This window comes from Pseudoalteromonas shioyasakiensis (assembly GCA_013391845.1).
GTDB classification, from domain to species: domain Bacteria; phylum Pseudomonadota; class Gammaproteobacteria; order Enterobacterales; family Alteromonadaceae; genus Pseudoalteromonas; species Pseudoalteromonas apostichopi.
On sequence record CP058414.1, the window covers coordinates 1,658,604 to 1,680,730 of the forward strand.

At 41.7% G+C, this 22,127-nt stretch carries 19 protein-coding genes and 1 tRNA gene; 16 read left to right on the forward strand and 4 right to left on the reverse strand.

Features of this window, described 5'->3' with window-relative positions:
- The first annotated feature begins 56 nt into the window (after positions 1–56).
- The 4 genes from HYD28_07620 (at position 57) to HYD28_07635 (ending at position 3,749) form a co-directional block, all read left to right on the forward strand.
- Complete coding sequence (locus HYD28_07620) at positions 57–626, forward strand: elongation factor P hydroxylase (protein QLE08852.1); 570 nt, start codon at positions 57–59, stop codon at positions 624–626.
- Complete coding sequence (locus HYD28_07625; protein ID QLE08853.1) at positions 616–1,758, forward strand: ATP-NAD kinase family protein; 1,143 nt, start codon at positions 616–618, stop codon at positions 1,756–1,758. The genes HYD28_07620 and HYD28_07625 overlap by 11 nt, the downstream gene beginning before the upstream one ends.
- Before the next feature lie 2 nt (positions 1,759–1,760).
- Positions 1,761–2,039, forward strand: coding sequence for a YfcL family protein (locus tag HYD28_07630; protein ID QLE08854.1), 279 nt, complete (start codon positions 1,761–1,763; stop codon positions 2,037–2,039).
- Between the two features lie 150 nt (positions 2,040–2,189).
- Positions 2,190–3,749: an AbgT family transporter gene (locus HYD28_07635; GenBank protein ID QLE08855.1), complete on the forward strand. Its 1,560-nt coding sequence runs from the start codon at positions 2,190–2,192 to the stop codon at positions 3,747–3,749.
- Positions 3,750–3,877: 128 nt separating this feature from the next.
- Here the strand turns inward: HYD28_07635 and HYD28_07640 are convergent, their stop codons facing one another.
- The 3 genes from HYD28_07640 to HYD28_07650 all read right to left on the reverse strand — a co-directional run bounded on the left by HYD28_07640 (position 3,878) and on the right by HYD28_07650 (position 6,744).
- Positions 3,878–5,698 (reverse strand): DEAD/DEAH box helicase, encoded by a 1,821-nt coding sequence (locus HYD28_07640; protein ID QLE08856.1) that lies wholly within the window; start codon positions 5,696–5,698, stop codon positions 3,878–3,880.
- Positions 5,699–5,845: 147 nt separating this feature from the next.
- Entirely contained in the window at positions 5,846–6,109 is a 264-nt protein-coding gene (locus HYD28_07645; protein QLE08857.1) for a GrxA family glutaredoxin, read from the reverse strand.
- Positions 6,110–6,225: 116 nt separating this feature from the next.
- Positions 6,226–6,744, reverse strand: a complete 519-nt coding sequence (locus HYD28_07650; GenBank protein QLE08858.1) for a TlpA family protein disulfide reductase — start codon at positions 6,742–6,744, stop codon at positions 6,226–6,228.
- A gap of 269 nt (positions 6,745–7,013) precedes the next feature.
- Here HYD28_07650 and HYD28_07655 point away from each other — a divergent pair, with 269 nt between their 5' ends.
- On the forward strand, positions 7,014–7,460 hold the full coding sequence (locus HYD28_07655; protein QLE08859.1) for an Hsp20 family protein: 447 nt from the start codon (positions 7,014–7,016) through the stop codon (positions 7,458–7,460).
- Between the two features lie 63 nt (positions 7,461–7,523).
- Here HYD28_07655 and HYD28_07660 read toward each other — a convergent pair whose 3' ends face one another.
- Positions 7,524–9,074 carry a cryptochrome/photolyase family protein gene (locus HYD28_07660; protein ID QLE08860.1) on the reverse strand — a complete coding sequence of 517 codons (1,551 nt, stop codon included), beginning with the start codon at positions 9,072–9,074 and terminating at the stop codon, positions 7,524–7,526.
- A gap of 131 nt (positions 9,075–9,205) precedes the next feature.
- On the opposite strand from HYD28_07660, the gene HYD28_07665 reads away from it, so the two are divergent.
- The 11 genes from HYD28_07665 (at position 9,206) to HYD28_07715 (ending at position 22,125) form a co-directional block, all read left to right on the forward strand.
- On the forward strand, positions 9,206–9,979 hold the full coding sequence (locus tag HYD28_07665; protein ID QLE08861.1) for a DUF4124 domain-containing protein: 774 nt from the start codon (positions 9,206–9,208) through the stop codon (positions 9,977–9,979).
- A 698-nt stretch (positions 9,980–10,677) separates the two neighbouring features.
- A tRNA-Met gene (locus tag HYD28_07670) sits at positions 10,678–10,754 on the forward strand.
- Positions 10,755–11,043: 289 nt separating this feature from the next.
- Positions 11,044–11,499 carry a ribosome maturation factor RimP gene (rimP, locus tag HYD28_07675; GenBank protein ID QLE08862.1) on the forward strand — a complete coding sequence of 152 codons (456 nt, stop codon included), beginning with the start codon at positions 11,044–11,046 and terminating at the stop codon, positions 11,497–11,499.
- A 38-nt stretch (positions 11,500–11,537) separates the two neighbouring features.
- Positions 11,538–13,037, forward strand: coding sequence for a transcription termination/antitermination protein NusA (gene nusA, locus HYD28_07680; protein QLE08863.1), 1,500 nt, complete (start codon positions 11,538–11,540; stop codon positions 13,035–13,037).
- Positions 13,038–13,062: 25 nt separating this feature from the next.
- Positions 13,063–15,720 carry a translation initiation factor IF-2 gene (gene infB / locus HYD28_07685; protein QLE08864.1) on the forward strand — a complete coding sequence of 886 codons (2,658 nt, stop codon included), beginning with the start codon at positions 13,063–13,065 and terminating at the stop codon, positions 15,718–15,720.
- 110 nt (positions 15,721–15,830) lie between these two features.
- Entirely contained in the window at positions 15,831–16,235 is a 405-nt protein-coding gene (gene rbfA, locus HYD28_07690) for a 30S ribosome-binding factor RbfA (GenBank protein QLE08865.1), read from the forward strand.
- Entirely contained in the window at positions 16,235–17,179 is a 945-nt protein-coding gene (gene truB, locus HYD28_07695) for a tRNA pseudouridine(55) synthase TruB (GenBank protein QLE08866.1), read from the forward strand. The genes rbfA and truB overlap by 1 nt, the downstream gene beginning before the upstream one ends.
- Positions 17,180–17,289: 110 nt before the next feature.
- Complete coding sequence (rpsO, locus tag HYD28_07700; protein ID QLE08867.1) at positions 17,290–17,559, forward strand: 30S ribosomal protein S15; 270 nt, start codon at positions 17,290–17,292, stop codon at positions 17,557–17,559.
- A 243-nt stretch (positions 17,560–17,802) separates the two neighbouring features.
- On the forward strand, positions 17,803–19,932 hold the full coding sequence (pnp, locus tag HYD28_07705) for a polyribonucleotide nucleotidyltransferase (GenBank protein ID QLE08868.1): 2,130 nt from the start codon (positions 17,803–17,805) through the stop codon (positions 19,930–19,932).
- A gap of 128 nt (positions 19,933–20,060) precedes the next feature.
- On the forward strand, positions 20,061–20,939 hold the full coding sequence (nlpI, locus tag HYD28_07710; protein ID QLE08869.1) for a lipoprotein NlpI: 879 nt from the start codon (positions 20,061–20,063) through the stop codon (positions 20,937–20,939).
- Positions 20,940–20,952: 13 nt separating this feature from the next.
- Entirely contained in the window at positions 20,953–22,125 is a 1,173-nt protein-coding gene (locus tag HYD28_07715; GenBank protein ID QLE08870.1) for a hypothetical protein, read from the forward strand.
- Positions 22,126–22,127: the final 2 nt, after the last annotated feature.

Below are 22,127 nucleotides of genomic sequence, written 5' to 3' on the forward strand. Positions count from 1 at the left end.
TCCGTACAATTCGCCTCGTTTTTAGTGACGCTTTTAACGAGATAAATTCAAGCCGTATGCATCAGATTGCTGACTTAATCGCTATTTTTGAAAACACCTTTTATCAAAGCCATAATACGCGTTTGATAAAGGGTGATGATGAACCTATATACCTGCCTGCTGATGAGCAAACGTCTTATCATCAAATTGTGTTTGCCCACGGTTTTTATGCCAGTGCCTTACATGAGATTGCTCACTGGTTAGTTGCTGGAGAGGCACGTAGATTAAAAGAAGATTATGGCTATTGGTATTGTCCTGATGGTCGTGATAAACACCAACAAGCTGAATTTGAAGCGGTTGAAGTAAAGCCTCAAGCTATTGAATGGGCGCTAAGTACAGCAGCTGGTTTCGATTTTAATGTATCGGTTGATAATTTAAATGGTGAACAAACCTGTCGATTTGATTTTCAGGCTCGGGTTCACCAGCAAGTGTTGAGTTTTTTAGCAACAGGTTTTAATCAGCGCACTACAGCACTCCTCAAAGCATTGAGCGATTTTTATAATACCCCATGGCCATTAACGGCTACACAGTTTTCATGGCAGCGCGATTTTCAAAGCAACCCAGGAGCTTTATCTGATGCAGTTTAAATTAGGTTTGATTGTAAATCCGGTTGCCGGCTTAGGTGGCAGTGTGGCACTGAAGGGAAGTGATGGCGCAGATACCGCTGCAAGGGCGATGCAACTTGGCGCAGAGCCAAAAGCAAACTTACGCACCCGAGCAGCTCTTGAAGTTCTGCTTGCACATCAAGGCGACTTAACCATTTACACAGTAGACGGTGAAATGGGCGAGCAGACGGCGCGCCAGCTTGGTTTTAAAACTCAAGTGATTTACCAAACAAATGAAATCACCACCCCCGATGACACTGAGCAGGCTGCCAAGTTATTAGTTGAGCAAGGTGTCGACCTTATTTTATTTGCTGGTGGTGATGGTACTGCACGTAATATTTGTCATGCGGTTGGTGATAGCACCCCTGTGTTAGGTATTCCTGCAGGCTGTAAAATACATTCTGGCGTTTACGCTATTACTCCTAAAGCAGCAGGTCGCGTTGTCGAGATGCTAGTCAAAGGTGAACTCGTCAGCCTTGGCGATGCCGATGTTATGGATATCGATGAAGATGCATTTCGTGAAGGTACAGTAAAAGCTAAGCGCTATGGTGAAATGCAAGTTCCGAGTGAAGTGCGATATGTGCAAGCAGTTAAAAATGGCGGTAAAGAAACCAATGAATTAGTGCTTGCTGACATTGCTGCCTATGTTGTCAGTGAAATGGACGAAGACTGCTTATATGTAATGGGCAGTGGTTCAACCGTGGCTGCAATAATGGAAGAGATGGGTCTTGAAAATACCTTATTAGGTGTTGATTTAGTAGCAGACCAAGAGCTAGTTGCGCAGGATTTAACTGCACAGCAATTACTTGAGCTCACACAAGGTAAAGATACTAAGTTGGTGATCACCTTAATTGGTGGACAAGGGCATATATTCGGCCGAGGAAATCAACAATTGAGTCCTGCACTTATCCGTGCGATTGGTCGCGACAACATTATTGTAGTGGCAACTAAAACTAAATTACAGGCCTTAAATGGCCGACCATTGATTGCCGATACAGGTGATAGTGAGTTAGACGATGAATTAAGTGGTTATATTCGCGTAACCACAGGTTTTAATGACCATATTATGTATGCAGTGGGTCATCAAGATGGGCTGCACCCAGAGGAGAAGTAACAATGATTTTAGTAAGTTATATTGATGCAGCGCAGCAATATTTTGATGATTTAGTCGATAAAGCAACTGACGACGAGCTATTTGCTGGTGGCTATTTGCGTGGTCACTTTGACTTAGCGGTAGGCTACGCACAAGTAGAAGAATTAAATTTATCGATTGATGAACTTAATAATCAAGTTGAATCAAGTCTGGTTAAAGCTTATCGCAATGGTGAGCTAAACGAAGAAGATAAAGAGCTTGTTGTGCGCCTTTGGGATGAGGTTAAAGCACTAGCGGTTTAGTTGAGTATTAAAATGAGTACTGTAAAGCGACCTGTGTCGCTTTTTTTACATCAAGTAATTACCTTTATTAGGGAATTCTATTAACTTAAAATTTACCTTAGAACTTAGATACGTTAAGGTTAACGAGATATTTTTCCAGGGAATTTGAAAATGAATAACAATAATGATGTGCAGGCACCAAGTGGTGCAATCGCACGTTTTCTGAATACGATTGAAAGGGTGGGCAACAAGCTCCCTGATCCTGCGATTATCTTCTTAGTCGCAATGCTGCTTATTTGGTTCTTATCTTGGCTCTTCTCGGGCACCACATTTGATGCAATCGACCCGCGAACAGGCGAAGCCATAGTTGTAAATAATCTATTAGCAGGGGATTCCCTTGCTACTTTCTTGTCTTCGATGGTGAAAACTTTTACCAGTTTTGCGCCACTTGGCGTGGTGCTTGTTGCCATGTTAGGTGTTGGTGTTGCTGAGCACTCTGGCTTTATCAACACTGGCCTTAAATTAATGCTAAAAGTAACACCTAAGCAGCTTTTAACACCCTCTATTATCTTAGTGGCGATTGTCAGCCATACGGCAACTGATGCCGGTTATGTATTAGTCATCCCTCTGGCTGGGGTCATTTTTTATGCTATGGGTCGTCATCCGCTTGCTGGTATTGCTGCGGCGTTTGCTGGGGTAAGTGGTGGCTTTAGCGCAAACTTTATTCCGTCAGGGATTGATCCGTTACTGCAAAGCTTTACCCAAAGTGCAGCACAAATTATTAATCCTGATATGGCGATTAATCCGCTTAATAACTGGTTTTTCACTTCTGCTTCAAGCTTATTTATTATCTTATTAGGCTGGTATATCACAGATAAAATTATCGAGCCGCGTTTACAAAACACGCCACTTGATGGTGATACAGAAGATTTACCTGCTTTTGATGAAGCGCGCAGTGATGAAAAACGTGCATTCTATATCGCAAGCACAGTGATGATTGTTGGCCTTGTATTACTTTGGTTTGTCTCTGCTCCAGCTGACTCAGCAATGCGAAGTAGTGATGGTTCTTTAACTAATTTCCGCTCACCGTTAATGCAATCAATTGTTCCACTTATATTCTTACTGTTTTGGATCCCAGGTGCAGTTTACGGTTTTGTAGTTGGTACATTCAAAAGTTCTAAAGATATGATCGATGCCATGAGTAAAGCCATGAGCGGTATGGCTTACTACATTGTTATGGCGTTCTTCTGCGCGTTATTTATTGCCGCATTTAGTAAATCAAATCTAGGTGCATTACTTGCTATTGAAGGTGCACAGCTACTTAAAGCGATGGCATTACCAAGTTCGGTGACTGTGGTAGGTATTATCTTCTTAACGGCGTTTGTGAATCTATTTGTAGGTTCAAGTTCAGCAAAATGGGCGCTGTTAGGGCCAATCTTTGTACCAATGCTGATGCAACTAGGTATTTCACCTGATTTGACTCAAGCTGCGTACCGTGTAGGTGACTCAAGCTCTAATATCATTACCCCACTGATGCCATACTTCCCACTGGTTGTGGTGTACTGCCAGAAGTATGTTAAAGGCACAGGTATTGGTACGTTAATCGCCATGATGTTGCCGTATTCAATCGCCTTCTTAATCGGTTGGAGTATCTTCTTACTCGCGTACTGGGGCTTAGGCATCCCACTTGGCCTACAATCAAGCTACGCATACCCAGCCATTGGCTCATAACGATTTAAGTAATAAAGCCTCAGCCACCCAGCTGAGGCTTTAAAAACTTTAGGCTGATAGCCTAACTTCAGACACAAAAAAACCTTGTCACTTTCATGACAAGGTTTTTTTATTGCTTACAGCTTTGATTAGTTCGCAGTGAAGCTCACTGGGCGACGCTCTTTACGTGGGCCGCCACGTTTTTCACCACGATCTTTGTCTTTGAAGCTACGCTTTTTGTCACCACGATCACCGCTTGGGCGTTCAGAGCGAGGAGCCGCAGGACCTTGGTCTTGCGTTAGCGTCATATTCATCGGACGTTTACAGATGAACACCTTTTGGAAGTGATCAAGCACATCTTTTGGCATGTTCTGTGGTAACTGTACCGTACTGTGACTGTCGTGTAAGCGGATATCACCAATGAATTTGCTTGAGATATCAGCTTCGTTAGCAATCGCACCAACGATATTTTTAACTTGTACACCGTGCTCACGACCAACTTCGATACGGTAAGTATCCATAGGGCCCATGCTGCGGCTATTGCGCTCACGTGGCTCGCGAGGTTTACGCTCACGTCCTTGACGGTCGCCACGCTCAGCACGATCACCTCGTTCGTTACGACGACGCTCGTTACGTTCGCCACGCGGTTGAACTTTAACTTCTTCAACCTTGATTGGTGATTGTTGCTGCGCTAAACAAAGTAATGCACCGGCTAAATCTTCAGCACTTAGCTCAAGCTTTTCTGCCATGTCAGCAGCTACTTGGTTAAAGAAAGTGATATCTTTGTTTTCAAGAGCAATAGTTAATTTGTCTTGAAGAGCTTTAATACGTTTTTCTTCAACTACTTTTGCTGTTGGTAAATCAACTTGTGCGATCTCTGACTTCGTATGACGAATGATATTTTTAAGTAAATAACGCTCGTTATGTTTTACGAAAAGAATCGCTTTACCTGTACGACCCGCACGACCAGTACGACCAATACGGTGAACGTAGGCTTCTGAGTCTTGTGGAATATCGTAGTTGATTACTAAGCTTAAACGGTCTACATCAAGACCACGTGCAGCAACGTCTGTTGCAATAACGATATCAACTAGGCCGTTTTTCAAACGGTCTACTGTTCGCTCACGTGCTTGTTGGTTCATATCACCATTAAGTGGTGCGGCAGAGAAACCTTCGCGCTCAAGTAATTCAGCTAACTGTACAGTGTCGTTACGTGTACGTACGAAAACAATTGCACCATCGTATTGTTCAGCTTCTAAGAAGCGAACGATAGCTTTGTTTTTGTGTACATGTGCATTCCAAAATACTTGCTCAACAGTAGATACAGTTGAGTTACGAGCAGAGATATGAACTTGCTCAGGCTCATTCATGTACTTGCTGCTGATATTTTGAATTTGCTTAGGCATGGTCGCAGAGAAAAGACATGTTTGCTTTTCACGTGGCGTTTTCTCCATGATGCTTTCTACATCATCAATGAAGCCCATGCGTAACATTTCGTCTGCTTCATCAAGAACAAGGGCTTGTAAGCTCTCAAACTTGATTGTGCCACGGTTAATGTGGTCAATTAAGCGACCTGGCGTTGCAACAATGATTTGCGCGCCACGACGAAGTGCACTTAGTTGGATGCTGTAGCTTTGGCCACCATAAAGGGCTAAAACTTCAACACCACGAGTATGCTTAGCATATTGTTCGAATGCCTCAGCTACTTGGATCGCAAGTTCACGCGTAGGCGTTAAAACAAGGATCTGTGGCTGCTTCACAGACGGGTCAATATTATTTAGTAACGGCAGTGCAAATGCTGCTGTTTTACCTGTACCCGTTTGCGCTAGTCCCAGTACGTCCTTTCTTTCTAGCAATAACGGTATACATTGAGCTTGGATTTCAGATGGAGTCTTGTAACCCAACTCTTCAACTGCTTTAAGGATTGCAGGAGAAAGATTTAGAGATTCAAACGTGACTGGTTCTGACATTAATACGCCTCAACGAATTTAAAGAGGCGCGCATTGTATAGGAAATACGAGGCAATTGCTTGTATAAATTACAACTAATTTGTATGTGGTTGATGTTGGTCATAATTTAATCAGTTTGAATTTGCCAAAATCAACCACGTTTACAATTTATTGATATAACCCTAAATTTTCTTTAGCGTATGCTTCGAATTCAGTGAAGCCACCAATGTGAGCTTGGTCAATAAAAATCTGTGGTACAGTTGGGCAAGGTTTGCCAGCAGACTGCTCTAGATCCGCTTTGCTGATGCCTTCTTTGATTATGTCAATATAACGATATTTAAAATCGTCACGCTCATTTGCAAGTTTTTCAGCAACATCTTTTGCACGAACACAGTATGGGCAGCCTTCACGGCCAAAAATTACAGTTAACATATCGCTCTCCTCGATGTGAATGTGTTTATCTAGTTGTTATCTTAACGAATAAAATGAATAAAAACAGCGCATAAAATCGATTGTACTATTCTGTTTTTCTCATCATAGTAATTTAGCTAATCAAGTGTCCGCATCCTAAGACCAAGTTCTGTTGAGTAACCCATAGAGTGAGCAGTAATAGCCAACTGTTCATCAATAACATAATAAGTTGGATAGGCACTTACTTTATAATCTTGACCCGTACTTTTACTGCCAAGTAACACTGGCATGGTCAGTTCCAGTGAATCGGTAAACTGTTTAACTTCAGCAATGTTTTGGTAATCGAGGGCAATTGCTATGGCATTTAACTTACCTTGCTGATGGGACTTTTCTAAATTTGGCATGCTGTAGCGACAAATTGAGCACCAAGGCGCAAAGAAATACACCACTGTTTGCTTTCCTTGTAATTGTGCGATGGTCATCCGCTCTGTCGGGTCATTTAGCGTGGCTAAATTAAAATAGGGGGCAGGAGTTTTATCAGTTGAGAGTAAATTACGTTGCTGAAATGCGGTCACGGCATACACAACGACAGCCATTAACACGACATTTTTTAGCACACTGATAAATTTTTTTAAAAAAGTTGGATTTTTTTTCATTGTTATTTTGTACGTGTTTAGCCCTTTAAAATCAACTTATTCAGACCCGTTTGCGATGGTATAAATTTCATTTAATTTAAAAAAGTTGTAATTTTTTTTGCTAAAAATCTTGAAAAGATTTTGCCCGCCCATAGATAGTTTAGTGAGGACGCCTGATGGGTCCCAAACAAACTAAAGTAATTGAAATATATAATATTAATTTAACTTTGTTAGCGCTGGTTCTATAGAAGAGCACTAACAAAATATCGCTTAAATATGAGGATATAATTATGCGTACAGTAGACTTATCACCACTTTATCGTTCATTCATCGGTTTCGATCACTTAGCATCATTAATGGATGCGGCAGCGCGTACAGACAAGCAGCCAAGTTTTCCTCCATATAACATCGAAGCACTCGATAAAGACAAATATCGTATCACTATGGCTGTAGCAGGTTTTAGTGACAGTGAATTGACCATTGAGTCAGAAAATAACACTTTAAAAGTCAGCGGTACGAAAGCTGATAAAGAAGATAATGCTGAACGTAAGTTCATACATCAAGGCATTGCGGAGCGTAACTTTGAGCGTAAGTTCCAATTAGGTGACCACGTTAAAGTACTTGGCGCAGACCTTGAAAATGGCTTACTAAGTATCGATTTAGAGCGTGAGATTCCAGAAGCATTAAAACCACGCAAAATTGAAATTGGTAATGGTAAATTACTCGAAAACAAGTAATTCCCAACAGCATTGTTTCCCCTAGTTAGTTTTGCCGCCTCATTTGAGGCGGCTTTTTTGTTGTTAAAGCTTTTCTAAATTATCCAAGCACCAGTTAGCCCGTTTGAGTGTGGCTTGCCTAACAGATTCATCTTGCTTATACCAGTTGTTATAAATCATACCAATCCGTGGGTTTTGTGATAGTTGCTGTTTATGCTCTAACATAAAATGCCAATATAAACTGTTAAACGGACATGCATCATCAGTCGCTTTTTCTTTAATGTTGTAGTGACAGTGTTTGCAATAATCACTCATTTTGTTGATGTAATTACCACTGGCAGCGTAAGGCTTAGTGGCAATTAAGCCACCATCAGCAAATTGACTCATGCCACGAGTGTTTGGCATTTCAACCCATTCTATGGCATCGATATAAATGCCTAGATACCATTCATCTACTTCGCTTGGCTCAATAGCGGTTAATAAGCAAAAGTTACCGGTTATCATTAAACGTTGTATGTGGTGTGCATAAGCCGTTTGCAGGCTTTGTGAAATAGCATGGTGCATACAATTCATGTTCGTTTTGCCGTGCCAAAAGTAATCGGGTAGGGCACGCTTGGCATTTAAGGCATTTTTGCTTGCGTAATCAGGCATATTTTGCCAATAAATCCCACGTACATATTCACGCCAGCCGAGAATTTGCCGAATAAAGCCTTCCACTTGCGCAATATCAATATGTTGCTTTTCAAAGCTCGTTAACACTTGTTCTATGACCTGCATTGGGTGCAACATTTTAGTATTGAGGGCAAACGATAAACGGCTGTGATACAAAGACCATTGATACTTTGACTGGCATGTCATGGCATCTTGAAATTGACCAAAATTAACAAGCAAATGTTCACAGAAAAAATCGAGCAATTGTTTTGCTTCAGAACGAGTGGTTGGCCAAATGAGAGTATTGCTACACTCGCCAAAGGTGTTTACTTTGTGCTTTTCTATCCGTTTGAGGGTTTGGCTAATATCATGACCAAAACACAAAGGTTCTGGGATTTCTTTAAGATCACTCGGTTTTAACTTATTTCTGTTTTGCTGATCAAAATTCCATTTCCCACCACGAGGTTGGTTATTATCGTCCATTAATATATTAAATCGCTTACGCATAGCACGATAAAAAAACTCCATTTTAACTGGCTTATCTTGCTTAAAATACTGGTCAATATCATCGAAAGGTAGTAGAAAATGCTCCGAGTCAACGGCATTAACATTAAATTCGCTCTGCTTTGAAAATTCTACAAGTTGCTTTTTGAGGCGGTATTCGTCTGGATATTGATACTCAATATTTTGGCATCGATAGTGCTTTGCTAAACGGGTGAGTAGATCAGGTAATGTAGCATCATTTTTTGTGTCATCAAGTGTTAGATGTAGGCAGTTTAAATTTGCTTTTGTAAGTGCATTAGCAAAGTTTTCCATTGCAGCAAAGAAAGCGGCCACTTTTTGTAGGTGATGTTTTACATAGTCGGTTTCTTGTTTTAATTCGGCGATGACATACAGTGTGTCTGGTTGTGATTTATCTTTAAACCAACTGTGGCTTGCATTAAGTTGGTCGCCAAAAATAAATCTTAAGGTGGTGTATTGCACTTTTAATTACCTTTGCAGCAAGTAATCTAAGGTGTTACGAAACAAACACTAAGATAGATCGATTAATATAGTCTATAAAAAAGGTATATTAATGGCATAATTAATGAGTAATAAACTAGGGATGGTACGACATGAAAATTAACTTACATTTACTATTTATAAGCCTACTAGTTTGCCCTTTGGCGCACAGCACTGTTTATCACTGTGAGAAAAATGGTGTTGCTGAGTTTAGCCAACAACCTTGTGGCAAAGATGCAAAGTTGATTACTATTAAAGAGCAAAGGCCACACCTTTCGTATACTTCAAATAATGATGCACAAACATCAACAGATAAAGATTCCGCGGAAGTCGAGCGTTATATCCGCTTAAAGCAAATTGATGCGAAAATTGCAGAACATAACAATAAAATTGATACATTTAAGCTCAAAATGAACAGGGAAATTGCGGCCTTATCTGAGCAATCTGATTCTCAGCTGCGTAACTTGGTGGGTGCTAAGAAACAGGCAGCCATTGCCAAACAGATGAGCGCCGCATCTGAGCGTTACGGCCTACTTATTAACGGCGAGCAGCGTAGTATTGATAGGCTCATGGCTGAAAAGTACACCTTAACATCATATGCTAACAAGGTTGCCAATAATGAGGTCGCTAGTTTTATTCGCTCAAAACAGATTATGCGTAAAATTTCAGAGCACGAGAATAAAATAGATACCTATCAAGCTGAGCTTAACATGCAAATGTCAGAGCTTGAGCAACAACTAAGTAGCCGCCCTCGCAATTTAGCTGATGCAAATAGCGACAATGCATTAGCAGACAAAATGACAGCTCTAACTAGTCGCTTTAATACTCTTATCGCTATTGAGCAAAAACAAATCGACAGACTCAACAGCGAGTTAACGAAGCTATGAACTTAATCGTGCGGGACAATACGCGCTAAAAGACACCACATTTGAATAAGAAAACAAGTAACTTTTGACAATATTTGCAAACACTCTCGTAGCTTGCAGCCAAGCGCGATGCAATTGAGAGTCAATTGGGTGAATGTATGATTTGCGGGTTTCGATAAAGGCTCTGCAAAGCGAATCGATATCGTTAAAGGATACTTTTAAAAAGCTTAGGTTATTTGCTAAGTAATGGATAAATGGTGTGACTTGATGTAAGTCATCAAGATGACTGATTATCTTATTCAAAGCACAATACAAGATATAACTGCGCTTAGTTATGCTTTCATGATCTGGCACCACCATAGTTAACTTATATGAACTAAGATTGCGATGATAGGCGCTTGTATACTGATGAAAATCAGGTTTTAGCAATTCAATGTCTTGTAGTAACAGTCTTTTTTGAAATGAAGATAGACTCATAGTACATCGCTTAATAGCCGAGGCTATAGGTTGTTCTTATTATTTGATTAAATATAGACAAGAATTTCCAGTTTTGGAAAATTTATGATAAGGTTGTCATAAATTTTTTAGGCAAAAAATAGTCTAACTAATTCATGCTGGAAGGTTGCTAATTGAGCGCTACATGCTTATAATGGCCGCCATTGAATTGAGGTGTTTTGCACTCGATTAGATGATATTAAGTTACTTTTAATATCTATTGGCGCGGGATGGAGCAGCCTGGTAGCTCGTCGGGCTCATAACCCGAAGGTCGTCGGTTCAAATCCGGCTCCCGCAACCAAATACATGCTAAGGCATTGTAAGTGTACTTAGTATGCACAGTAATTTTTACTGTATGAAGTCGCGCATTCTGGTAATGCGCGTTTTGCGTTTAGGCTATCTAGTTTAATTTGGTCAGGTAATTGACTCGCAACCAAGCTTGGCCCTAGGCCACACAGTTTTATGCTTTAGGTGTGACGCCCCGCTTGGTTCGGGGCGTTGTTGTATCTGCTTGGCGGTGATTTTAAATCATTATTAAACTCAGTATTTCAGGGCTATATGCCCTTTTTTTGTTTGTATGGAGGATTTTCGTGACAAAACTTGAGCAAGATTTAGTAGCCATGCTCTCACCGGCCGTTGAAATGTTAGGCTTTGAGTTACATGGTCTTGAGTTTGTGCAAGCTGGTCGCCACTCTACATTACGTGTTTATATCGATCACGATGCAGGGATTACGGTTGACAATTGTGCCGACGTTAGTCGTCAAGTTAGCGCAATTTTAGATGTCGAAGACCCAATTACAAATGAATATGATTTGGAAGTTTCGTCTCCTGGTGTTGATCGTCCATTATTCAAACAAGATCACTACGAGAAGGCGCAAGGAGAAGAAGTACGCGTGCGTACTAAGCTTCCGCAAGATGGTCGTCGTAACTTTAAAGGCGATTTAGTATCAGTTAGCAGTGATATGATCACACTTTCAGCAGATGGCACTGAGCATATGATTATGATCAGTAACATTGAACGTGCGAACATCATCGCAAAGTTTTAATTCGAGTGCGAAGGAATAGGGCAAGCGAGGCATAACCCATGGCAAAAGAAATATTATTGGTTGCTGAAGCCGTCTCCAATGAGAAAGCGGTTCCAAAAGAAAAGATTTTTGAAGCGTTAGAGTTCGCATTAGCGACTGCAACAAAGAAAAAACACGATGGCGAAATTGACGTTCGCGTATCAATCGATCGTAAAACTGGTGATTACGACACGTTCCGTCGCTGGAAAATCGCTGAAGTTCTTGAAGATGGTTCTTTAGAACATCCATACAGCGAAATCACGCTTGAAGCAGCACAAGTTGAAGACGAAAACTTACAACTAGGTGATTACGTCGAAGAACAAATTGAGTCAATCAAGTTCGACCGTATTACGACACAAATGGCAAAGCAAGTTATCGTACAAAAAGTACGTGAAGCTGAGCGTGCTTTAGTTGTTGAAGAATATAAAGATCAACAAGGCGAATTGGTAACTGGTGTTGTTAAAAAAGCAACACGTGATGCAATCGTACTTGACCTTGGTAACAATGCTGAAGCGGTTATCTACCGTGATGATATGTTACCACGTGAGAACTTCCGTCCAGGTGACCGTATCCGTGGTTTACTTTACGAAGTTAAGCCGGAAGCTCGTGGCGCGCAATTATTTGTAACGCGTTCTAAACCTGAAATGCTAATGGAGTTATTCCGCATTGAGGTACCTGAAATTGGCGAAGAGATGATTGAATTACGTGCTGCAGCACGTGATCCAGGTTCTCGTGCAAAAATCGCAGTAAAATCTAACGATAAACGTATCGACCCAGTGGGTGCGTGTGTTGGTATGCGTGGTGCTCGAGTACAAGCTGTTTCAACTGAGCTTGGTGGTGAGCGTGTTGATATCGTTCTTTACGATGATAACCCAGCACAATTCGTTATCAATGCAATGGCGCCAGCAGAAGTTGCGTCAATCGTAATGGACGAAGATACTCATTCAATGGATATTGCTGTTGAAGCAGATAATCTAGCACAAGCAATTGGTCGTAACGGTCAAAATGTTCGTCTTGCTAGCCAGTTAACTGGTTGGGAATTAAACGTAATGACAGTTGATGACATGCGTGCGAAGAACGAAGCTGAATCAGACAAGCTAATTAACTTATTCACTGAATACCTAGATATCGATGATGAGTTTGCAACATTACTTATCAACGAAGGTTTCTCAACACTTGAAGAAGTTGCTTACGTTCCTGCATCGGAATTCCTAGAAATCGACGGTTTAGATGAAGAAACAGTTGATATCTTACGTTCACGTGCAAAAGACGCATTAACAACTAAAGCGCTTAAAACGGAAGAAAGTTTAGAAGGTGCTGAACCTGCAGAAGACCTACTAGCACTTGAGGGCTTAGAGCGTCATCTTGCATTTGTTATGGCAAGCAAAGGTGTAGTAACACTTGAAGACTTAGCTGAGCAAGGTATTGATGAGTTAGTAGACATCACTGAGCTATCAGAAGAAGAAGCTGGTAAGCTAATTATGGCTGCGCGTAACATTTGTTGGTTCGCAGACGAGTAATTTATTAACGGAGGTATTACACACTATGGCAGAAGTAAATGTTGAAAAACTAGCCGGAGATATTGGTACAACTGTTGATAAGTTATTACAGCAGCTTGAGCAAGCCGGTATATCTAAAAAAGCAGGTGATATGGTAACGGAGGCTGAAAAGTCAACATTACTTGATCACTTAAGCAAGCAGCACGGCGGTACAGGGTCTGAAGGCCCTGCTCGCATGACTTTGCAACGTAAAAGCAAGAGCACTCTAAGTGTGACTGGCTCAACAGGTAAAGCAAAGTCTGTGCAAGTTGAAGTACGTAAAACACGTACTTACGTCAAGAAAAGCGCCATTGAGCAACAGCAAGAAGAAGAGCGTTTAGCTGCAGAAGAAGCTGCACGTAAAGCAGCAGAGCTTAAAGCCCAGCAAGAAGCTGAAGAGCTAAAAGCGAAACAAGAGGCAGAACGCAAAGCGAAAGAAGAAGCTGAGCGTAAAGCCAAAGAAGAGGCTAAACGTAAAGCTGAAGCTGAGCGTAAAGCGAAACAGAAGCAGATGACCCCAGAGCAAAGTGCTAAGTCTGAACAAGATCGCGCCGAAGCTGAGCGTCTGCAAAAAGAAGCAGAAGAGGCCGCATTGAGAAAAGCTGAAGAAGAAGCGAAACGTCAAGCAGAAGAGGCAAGAAAGCTAGCTGAAGAAAATGAAGCTCGCTGGAAAAAGGAAGAAGAAGAGCGTAAGAAGCGTGAAGAAAGCGCTGATCACCACCTTACGACTTCAACTTACGCACGTGAAGCAGAAGATGAATCTGACGCACGTGAAGAGCATAGCGCTCGTCGTAAGAAAAAGAAAAAAGGACCTCAAAAAGATAAACAGGCTGCCGGTCCTAAAGGTAAGAAAGGCAAGCTAAAAGCACCAACTTCTTTACAACATGGTTTCCAAAAACCAACCGCTGACGTGAAAAATGAAGTTCGTATCAGTGAAACAATCACTGTTGCTGAGCTTGCATCACGTATGGCAGTTAAAGGTGCTGAAGTTGTTAAAACAATGATGAAGATGGGTGACATGGTTACCATTAACCAAGTGATTGACCAAGAAACAGCACAGCTTGTTGCTGAAGAAATGGGTCACAAGGTTATCATTGTTAAAGAAAATGAATTAGAAGAGAAAGTACTAAACGACCGTAGCGAAGAAGGTAAAGCCATTCCTCGTGCACCGGTTGTGACAGTAATGGGTCACGTTGACCACGGTAAAACGTCAACACTTGATTACATTCGTTCAGCAAAAGTTGCTTCTGGTGAAGCCGGTGGTATTACTCAGCACATTGGTGCATATCACGTTGAAACAAATGGTCATATGATCACATTCTTAGATACGCCAGGTCACGCCGCGTTTACATCAATGCGTGCTCGTGGTGCTAAAGCTACGGATATTGTAATTCTTGTTGTTGCAGCCGATGATGGTGTAATGCCACAGACTAAAGAAGCGGTTCAGCACGCCCGTGCTGCAGGCGTTCCTTTAATCATCGCAGTAAACAAGATGGATAAAGAAGGCATCGACCCAGATCGCGTTAAGAACGAGCTAGCACAATTAGATGTTATCCCAGAAGAGTGGGGTGGTGAAACACAGTTTGTGCATATCTCTGCGAAAACAGGTTTAGGTATTGATGACCTACTTGAAGCAGTATTAATGCAAGCTGAGCTACTTGAGCTAACTGCGCCAGCTGAAGGTATGGCTGCAGGTGTTGTAATTGAATCGCGTCTTGATAAAGGTCGTGGTCCAGTTGCTTCAATCCTAGTTCAGTCTGGTACGCTTAACCAAGGTGATATCGTACTTTGTGGTCTTGAATATGGCCGTGTACGTGCGATGAAAGATGAGAACGGACAAGACATTAAGTCTGCTGGTCCATCTATTCCAGTAGAGATTTTAGGTCTATCTGGTATCCCTGCTGCTGGTGATGAAGCAACAGTAGTTAAAGATGAGCGTAAAGCGCGTGAAGTAGCACTTTACCGTCAAGGTAAATTCCGTGAAGTGAAGCTTGCTCGTCAACAAAAAGCGAAGCTTGAAAACATGTTTACGAACATGGCTGAAGGTGATGTATCAGAAGTTAACATCGTTCTTAAAGCTGACGTACAAGGTTCAATCGAAGCAATCGCTGATTCATTAACTAAGCTTTCTACTGATGAAGTTAAAGTGAAGATTGTAGGTTCAGGTGTAGGTGGTATCACTGAAACTGATGCAACTCTTGCAGCAGCGTCTAACGCGATTGTTGTTGGCTTTAACGTACGTGCTGATGCATCAGCTCGTAAAGTGATTGAGTCAGAAAACCTAGACTTACGTTACTACAGCGTAATCTACAGCCTGATTGAAGAAGTTAAACAAGCGATGTCAGGTATGCTTGCTCCAGAATTCAAGCAAGAGATCATTGGTCTTGCTGAAGTTCGTGACGTGTTCAAGTCACCTAAGATTGGTGCAATCGCAGGTTGTATGGTTACTGAAGGTATCGTTAAGCGTAGCGCACCTATCCGTGTACTTCGTGATAACGTGGTTATCTACGAAGGTGAACTTGAGTCACTACGTCGCTTTAAAGACGACGTTCAAGAAGTTCGTAACGGTATGGAGTGTGGTATCGGCGTTAAGAACTACAACGATGTTAAAGTTGGCGACCAAATCGAGGTATTCGAGACGGTTGAAGTACAACGTTCACTTTAATTTCGTTTAAGTTATTGCTTTAAATGGGGGCCTAGCCCCCATTTGTGCATTCGTAATTAAATTAACTTATTCTTTAACATCAATAAGTTATTATTTTAGAGTGAAATGAAATGAGAGAATTTTCTCGCACTGATCGTGTTGCTCAGCAAATTCAAAAAGAGATTGCTGTTATTCTTCAACGCGAAATCAAAGATCCACGCCTAGGCATGGTAACAGTGTCTGCGGTTGAGGTATCTCGCGACTTATCTTACGCAAAAGTATTTATCACGGTATTCAACACGGATGATGAAGATAAAGCCAAGCAAAGCGCTAAAATCTTAAATGAAGCAACGGGTTATATTCGTTCTTTATTAGGTAAACGCATTCGTGCGCGCATCATGCCAGAGTTACGTTTTGTAATCGATAACTCACTGATGGAAGGTATGCGTATTTCAAACTTGGTTGATTCTGTTATTCGTGAAGACAATGCTAAGCATGTAGACGAAGACGACGGCGAAGAAGGCACTAAAGGCTAATGGCTAGACGCAGTAAAGGTCGTGCTATTGACGGCATCTTATTACTTAATAAGCCGCAAGGTATTTCATCAAACAAAGCATTGCAGCAAGCAAAGGGAATATACTTTGCTCAAAAAGCAGGCCACACCGGTGCGCTTGATCCGCTCGCGACGGGTATGCTGCCTATTTGTTTTGGTGAGGCGACTAAGTTTACCCAGTTTTTGCTCGATACAGACAAAACCTATATTGTTCGTGCCAAACTTGGTGAGCGAACTACAACGTCTGATTCAGATGGTGAAGTGGTTGAAACGCGTGAAGTATCGGTAACACCTGAGCAATTAGCTGAGCAAATTGCCAGTTTCTTAGGTGAGTCGGATCAATACCCTTCGATGTACTCTGCGCTTAAATACCAAGGTCAGCCTTTGTATAAATATGCCCGCGAAGGCATTGAAGTGCCGCGTAAGTGTCGAAAAATTAATGTATTTAGTTTAACGCTTGATGAGTTTGATGAAGCTAATAACGAAGTACAAATGACGGCACATGTATCTAAAGGCACTTATATTCGTACTATTGTTGACGACTTAGGTGAAAAGCTTGGCTGTGGTGCTCATGTTATCATGTTACACCGCAGTGCAGTTGGCCATTATCCAAGTGAGAAAATGGTCACTCTTGAGCAACTTGAAGAAAAGCTACAGCAAGCAAAAGCAGACGATGTTGCGCCTTCAAGCTACCTCGATGAGCTACTATTGCCAATGGGTACTGCTTTGGTTGACTTACCTGTGATTGAGATTACCCAAGAGCAGGGCGTGGCATTTAGTCATGGTCAAACAGTAGTGATTGGTAGGCCTGTACCAGATGGGGTAGTTAAGGTAATGGCTGATGGGGTGTTCATTGGTACCGGTGAGCGCCATAAAGATGGTCACTTAAAATCAAAGCGTGGCTTATCAAATCAGCTGCCTGAGTAAAGATTACCTTGTAGTTATAAGCAAAGCTGGGTAGAATACGCCCCGCTCAATCGTTTTGGCTGAATTAGTGATCGGCTAAAACACAATTTAAATTAATTTTTGGAGTTACTATGTCACTAAGCAATCAAGAAAAAGTTGAGATCATCGGTAAATTTGCACGCGCTGAAGGCGACACTGGTTCACCTGAAGTACAAGTTGCACTTCTAACTTTCGATATCAACAAGCTTCAAGGTCACTTTGCTAGCCACAAGCACGACTTCCACTCACGTCGTGGTCTTCTTCGCAAAGTAAGCCAACGCCGTAAACTGCTTGACTACCTTAAAGGTAAAGACATTGCACGTTACACTGCGTTAATCCAAGAGCTTGGCCTACGTCGCTAAGAACTAGATTACGAGAAAAGGGGCTATTTAGCCCCTTTTTTTGTGCGCGCATGAAAGGTATACTAGCGCACATCTTAGTAGGTGAATCTACTAAGTAATTGAAAAAACATCATTGCCAATTGTAGTACTTAATCGTGTTTTCATAAGCACAATTAAGTACTGTAATTGGTACTTTGATGGACTATTTTTTACCAATTCGGAGCACTGCTCTGAGTTGCTTTTACATTTAAAGGATATTTTTAAGTGCAAGCAATTATTAAAGAATTTCAACTAGGTCAACACACTGTGACTCTAGAAACTGGTGCTATCGCTCGTCAAGCTGACGGCGCAGTACTAGCAAGCATTGGCGATACTTCAGTATTAGTTACTGTTGTAGGCAAGCGCGATGCACAACCAGGTCAAGACTTCTTTCCACTAACAGTTAACTACCAAGAGCGTATGTACGCTGCGGGTCGTATCCCTGGTGGTTTCCTTAAGCGTGAAGGTCGTCCTAACGATGGCGAAACGCTTATCGCTCGTTTAATCGACCGTCCAATCCGTCCACTTTTCCCAGACGGTTTCGTAAACGAAGTACAAGTAATTGCGACAGTTGTTTCTGTTAATCCAGAAATCCAACCTGACATGGTTGCTATGATTGGTACTTCAGCAGCTCTTGCTATCTCTGGTATCCCATTCAATGGTCCTATCGGTGCATCACGCGTTGGTTTCATCAACGGCGAATATGTACTTAACCCAACACTAGCTGAGCTTGAAGAGAGCCAATTAGACCTAGTTGTTGCAGGTACTGATAACGCAGTACTTATGGTTGAATCAGAAGCTGAAACACTATCTGAAGAAGTAATGTTAGGTGCGGTTGTTTATGGTCATGAGCAATCTCAAGCTATCATCAACGCAATCAACGAATTCAAAGCTGAAGCAGGTAAACCAGCTTGGGATTGGACTGCACCAGAGAAAAACGTAACACTTGCTGAGAAAATCTCTGCAATCGCTGCTGAAAAAGTAGGTGAAGCATACCGCATCACTGACAAAGTAGCGCGTAAAGAAGCACTAGGTGTAGCGAAAGAAGAAGTTGTTGCTACTTTAACTGCAGAGCTTGCTGAAGGCGAAGAGCTAGATACACAAGAAGTTGGTAAACTATTTGGTTCTTTAGAAAAAGAAATCGTTCGTGGCCGTATCATCGCAGGTGAGAAGCGTATCGATGGTCGTGAACCAGATATGATCCGTGCACTAGACGTAATGACAGGGGTTTTACCTCGTACTCACGGTTCTGCAATCTTTACTCGTGGTGAGACGCAAGCGCTTGTTACTGCAACACTTGGTACAGAGCGTGATTCACAGTTAATCGATGATTTAACTGGTACTAACAAAAACCACTTTATGCTGCACTATAACTTCCCTCCGTTCTGCGTAGGTGAAACTGGTTTTGTTGGCTCACCTAAGCGTCGTGAGATCGGTCACGGTAACTTAGCTAAGCGTGGTATTGCAGCTGTATTACCAACGTTAACTGACTTCCCATACTCAATCCGTGTTGTTTCAGAAATCACTGAATCAAATGGTTCATCGTCTATGGCATCAGTATGTGGTACGTCATTAGCTCTTATGAATGCTGGTGTACCAATTAAAGCATCTGTTGCTGGTATTGCGATGGGTCTAGTTAAAGAAGGCGAAGATTTCGTTGTTCTTTCTGACATCTTAGGTGATGAAGATCACTTAGGTGACATGGACTTTAAAGTAGCGGGTACTTCTAATGGTATCACTGCATTACAAATGGATATCAAGATCGAAGGTATCACTAAAGAAATCATGCAAATCGCTCTTAAACAGGCGAAAGCAGCACGTTTACACATCTTAGGTGTTATGGACGAAGCGATTTCAGCACCTTCTGAAGAGTTATCTCAGTTCGCGCCACGCATTTACACAATGCAAATCCCTGCGAAGAAAATTGCTGAAGTTATCGGTAAAGGTGGCGCAACTATCCGTCAACTTACAGAAGAAACTGGTACTACGATTGAAATCGAAGATGACGGTACAATCAAGATCGCAGCAACTGATGGCATCAGCGCCAACGATGCTATTAAGCGTATCGAGCAATTAACTGCTGAGCTAGAAGTAGGTACTATCTACACTGGTAAAGTTGTTCGTATCGTTGATTTTGGTGCGTTCGTTAATATTCTTCCAGGTAAAGATGGTCTAGTGCACATTTCACAAATCAGCACTGAGCGTGTTAACAACGTGACTGACCACCTGAGCGAAGGCCAAGAAGTTAAAGTTAAAGTTCTTGAAGTAGATCGCCAAGGTCGTGTACGTCTAAGCATCAAAGAAGCTATGGAATCAGCTGCTGAAGAAAAAGCAGAAGAGTCTAAAGACGCTTAATCATGATTGAATAACCAGTTATTTGCTGGATATAAGAAAAAGGGGCTGTTTAGCCCCTTTTTTTATGCTTTAATGAAACCTATCCGCTTCGATTTTGTCTACAGAGAATTCAGGTATTAAGGAATTTAATGATTTTTAAACACTTAGCATTGACCGCTGTGGCTATTTTTTCTTTAAGTGCATGCCAAACCACCACACAATCTGAGTCAGTCCCTATTGTTAATGTGCCTTTTACCGCACCATTGGCGCCTGATTTTCGTAATGAAATTACGATTGCTCGTTACTCTGAGTTGTTAAACCGTGCAGATTTAAGTGCTGAGCAACAGGCTAAGCTTTATTACGATCGCGGCGTGTTATTTGACAGCTTAGGTATGTCGACGTTAGCGCGAATAGACTTTAACCGTGCGATTAAGCTCAAACCAGATTTGGCTGAGGTATATAACTTTTTAGGTATTCACCACACACTGATGCAGCAGTATGAACAAGCCTACGAATTTTTTGATTCTGCACTTGAGCTTAATGAGCAGCATGAGTACGCCTATTTAAATCGTGGGATTGCACTTTACTATGGTGAGCGCCCATTACTTGCACAAGATGATTTACAACAGTTTTTAAATCGTTCACCCAGCGATCCTTATCGTGTGTTATGGCTTTATTTAGCGCAATCAGAAGCTGATAAAAAGCAAGCCTTAATTGATTTAAAAGCTAACTCACAAGGTGTAGATGAGTCACAGTGGGGTTACCAACTCTTGGCACTTTACTTAGGTGACATTAGTGAGTTTGAATTTTTATCTGGCATTATTGAAGGCGTTACTTCAGAGCAAGAGTATGCACATCGATTATGTGAAGCTTATTTCTATCTAGCTAAAATGCATCAAGCAGCTGGTGATAACTACCTTGCTGCTGACTATTTTAGGCTTGCCCTTGCCACCAATGTACATGAATTTGTTGAATACAAATATGCCCGTTTAGAGCTTGAGTTAATGGCTGGTGAAAACGCAAGCTAAGGTTTCTTTAATTGTGATTCTATTACTGAGCTTGGGTCTTGTTTCAAGCTCAGTGTCTCGTTTTATTCCCGCTTATTTTTATTACGCAAATACCAGCCCTTCACAAGTGACAGCTATCTATCATTTAGCGCCGAGTGCTATTAATTTGCAGCATTTAGTGTTGAGTAACTCGCAACTTCGCCAGCTGGCAAAGCTCGATGATAGCAATGCCGTGTATCAGCTTGCGCTTAGGTTTTTGCAGCAACAAGACTACACTGCAGCAAAATTATGGTGGCAGCCTTACTTTGCTGAATTTACTTTATTGCAGCAGCAAGCCTTAGCGGATCAGCTAGTCCAAACGCAACAGTGGCACGATATAAGCAGTTTAGGCCAAGCTGGCAAGTTACCCGAGGGGAATGCTAAGCAAGCTTGGCTATTGCAACAACAAATGCCGGTAGCTCAAATTGCCCCTGCTTATGCGAAGCAACAGCAATTTGCTTTATCAACAGCGACTTTACAAGCAAGCAGCCAGTGCAAATTTAATGTTTTAATGATGACAGATCACTACAAAGGGATTCAGGCTTTAAACCAGTATAAGCAGCAATACAGCAAAGCTCCTGAGCCCGCCAAAGACAGCTTTTGCTTCACTGAGGTTGTTTATGTAGCCGATAAATTTAAGTGTGATGCAAGTGGTGGGGCGCTTAGTTGTAATTGGCAAAATGCTGCAGAGCAAAAATGGCCTGAAGGTTTTGACTTTATTGTGATGATGTCGAATCAAGGGGCAGCAAATGTTCAAGGCGGTATTATGCATATTAACTCATCGCAACCTTATGCGGTGTTTTTACATGAATTAATGCACTTTAGTGGTTTTGAAGATGAATATGCTTTAGCAGAGAAAAAACAGCAGTGGCTGTGCAAGCAGCAAGGGTTAGTCGCTCCAAATTTATTTATCGCAAATGGCGTTCTTCCACCAAAAAGCTGGCAAAAAAGTGTCGCTTGCGACAATGAAAAGGCCTATAAACCTAGCCCTAATTGGTCGATTATGCAGTACCAAACTATGGGGTTATCTGAGCAATACAGAGCGCTTTGGCAAAAACAAATTAACCAGCCCTTAACAAAGCCGGTTCGGTTTTCTGAATATTTTGCCTTTTTAGGCTTAAAGCCAGTGTTTACAACAGCTTCCAAAGAGCAGAATTTTTCTGACTAATC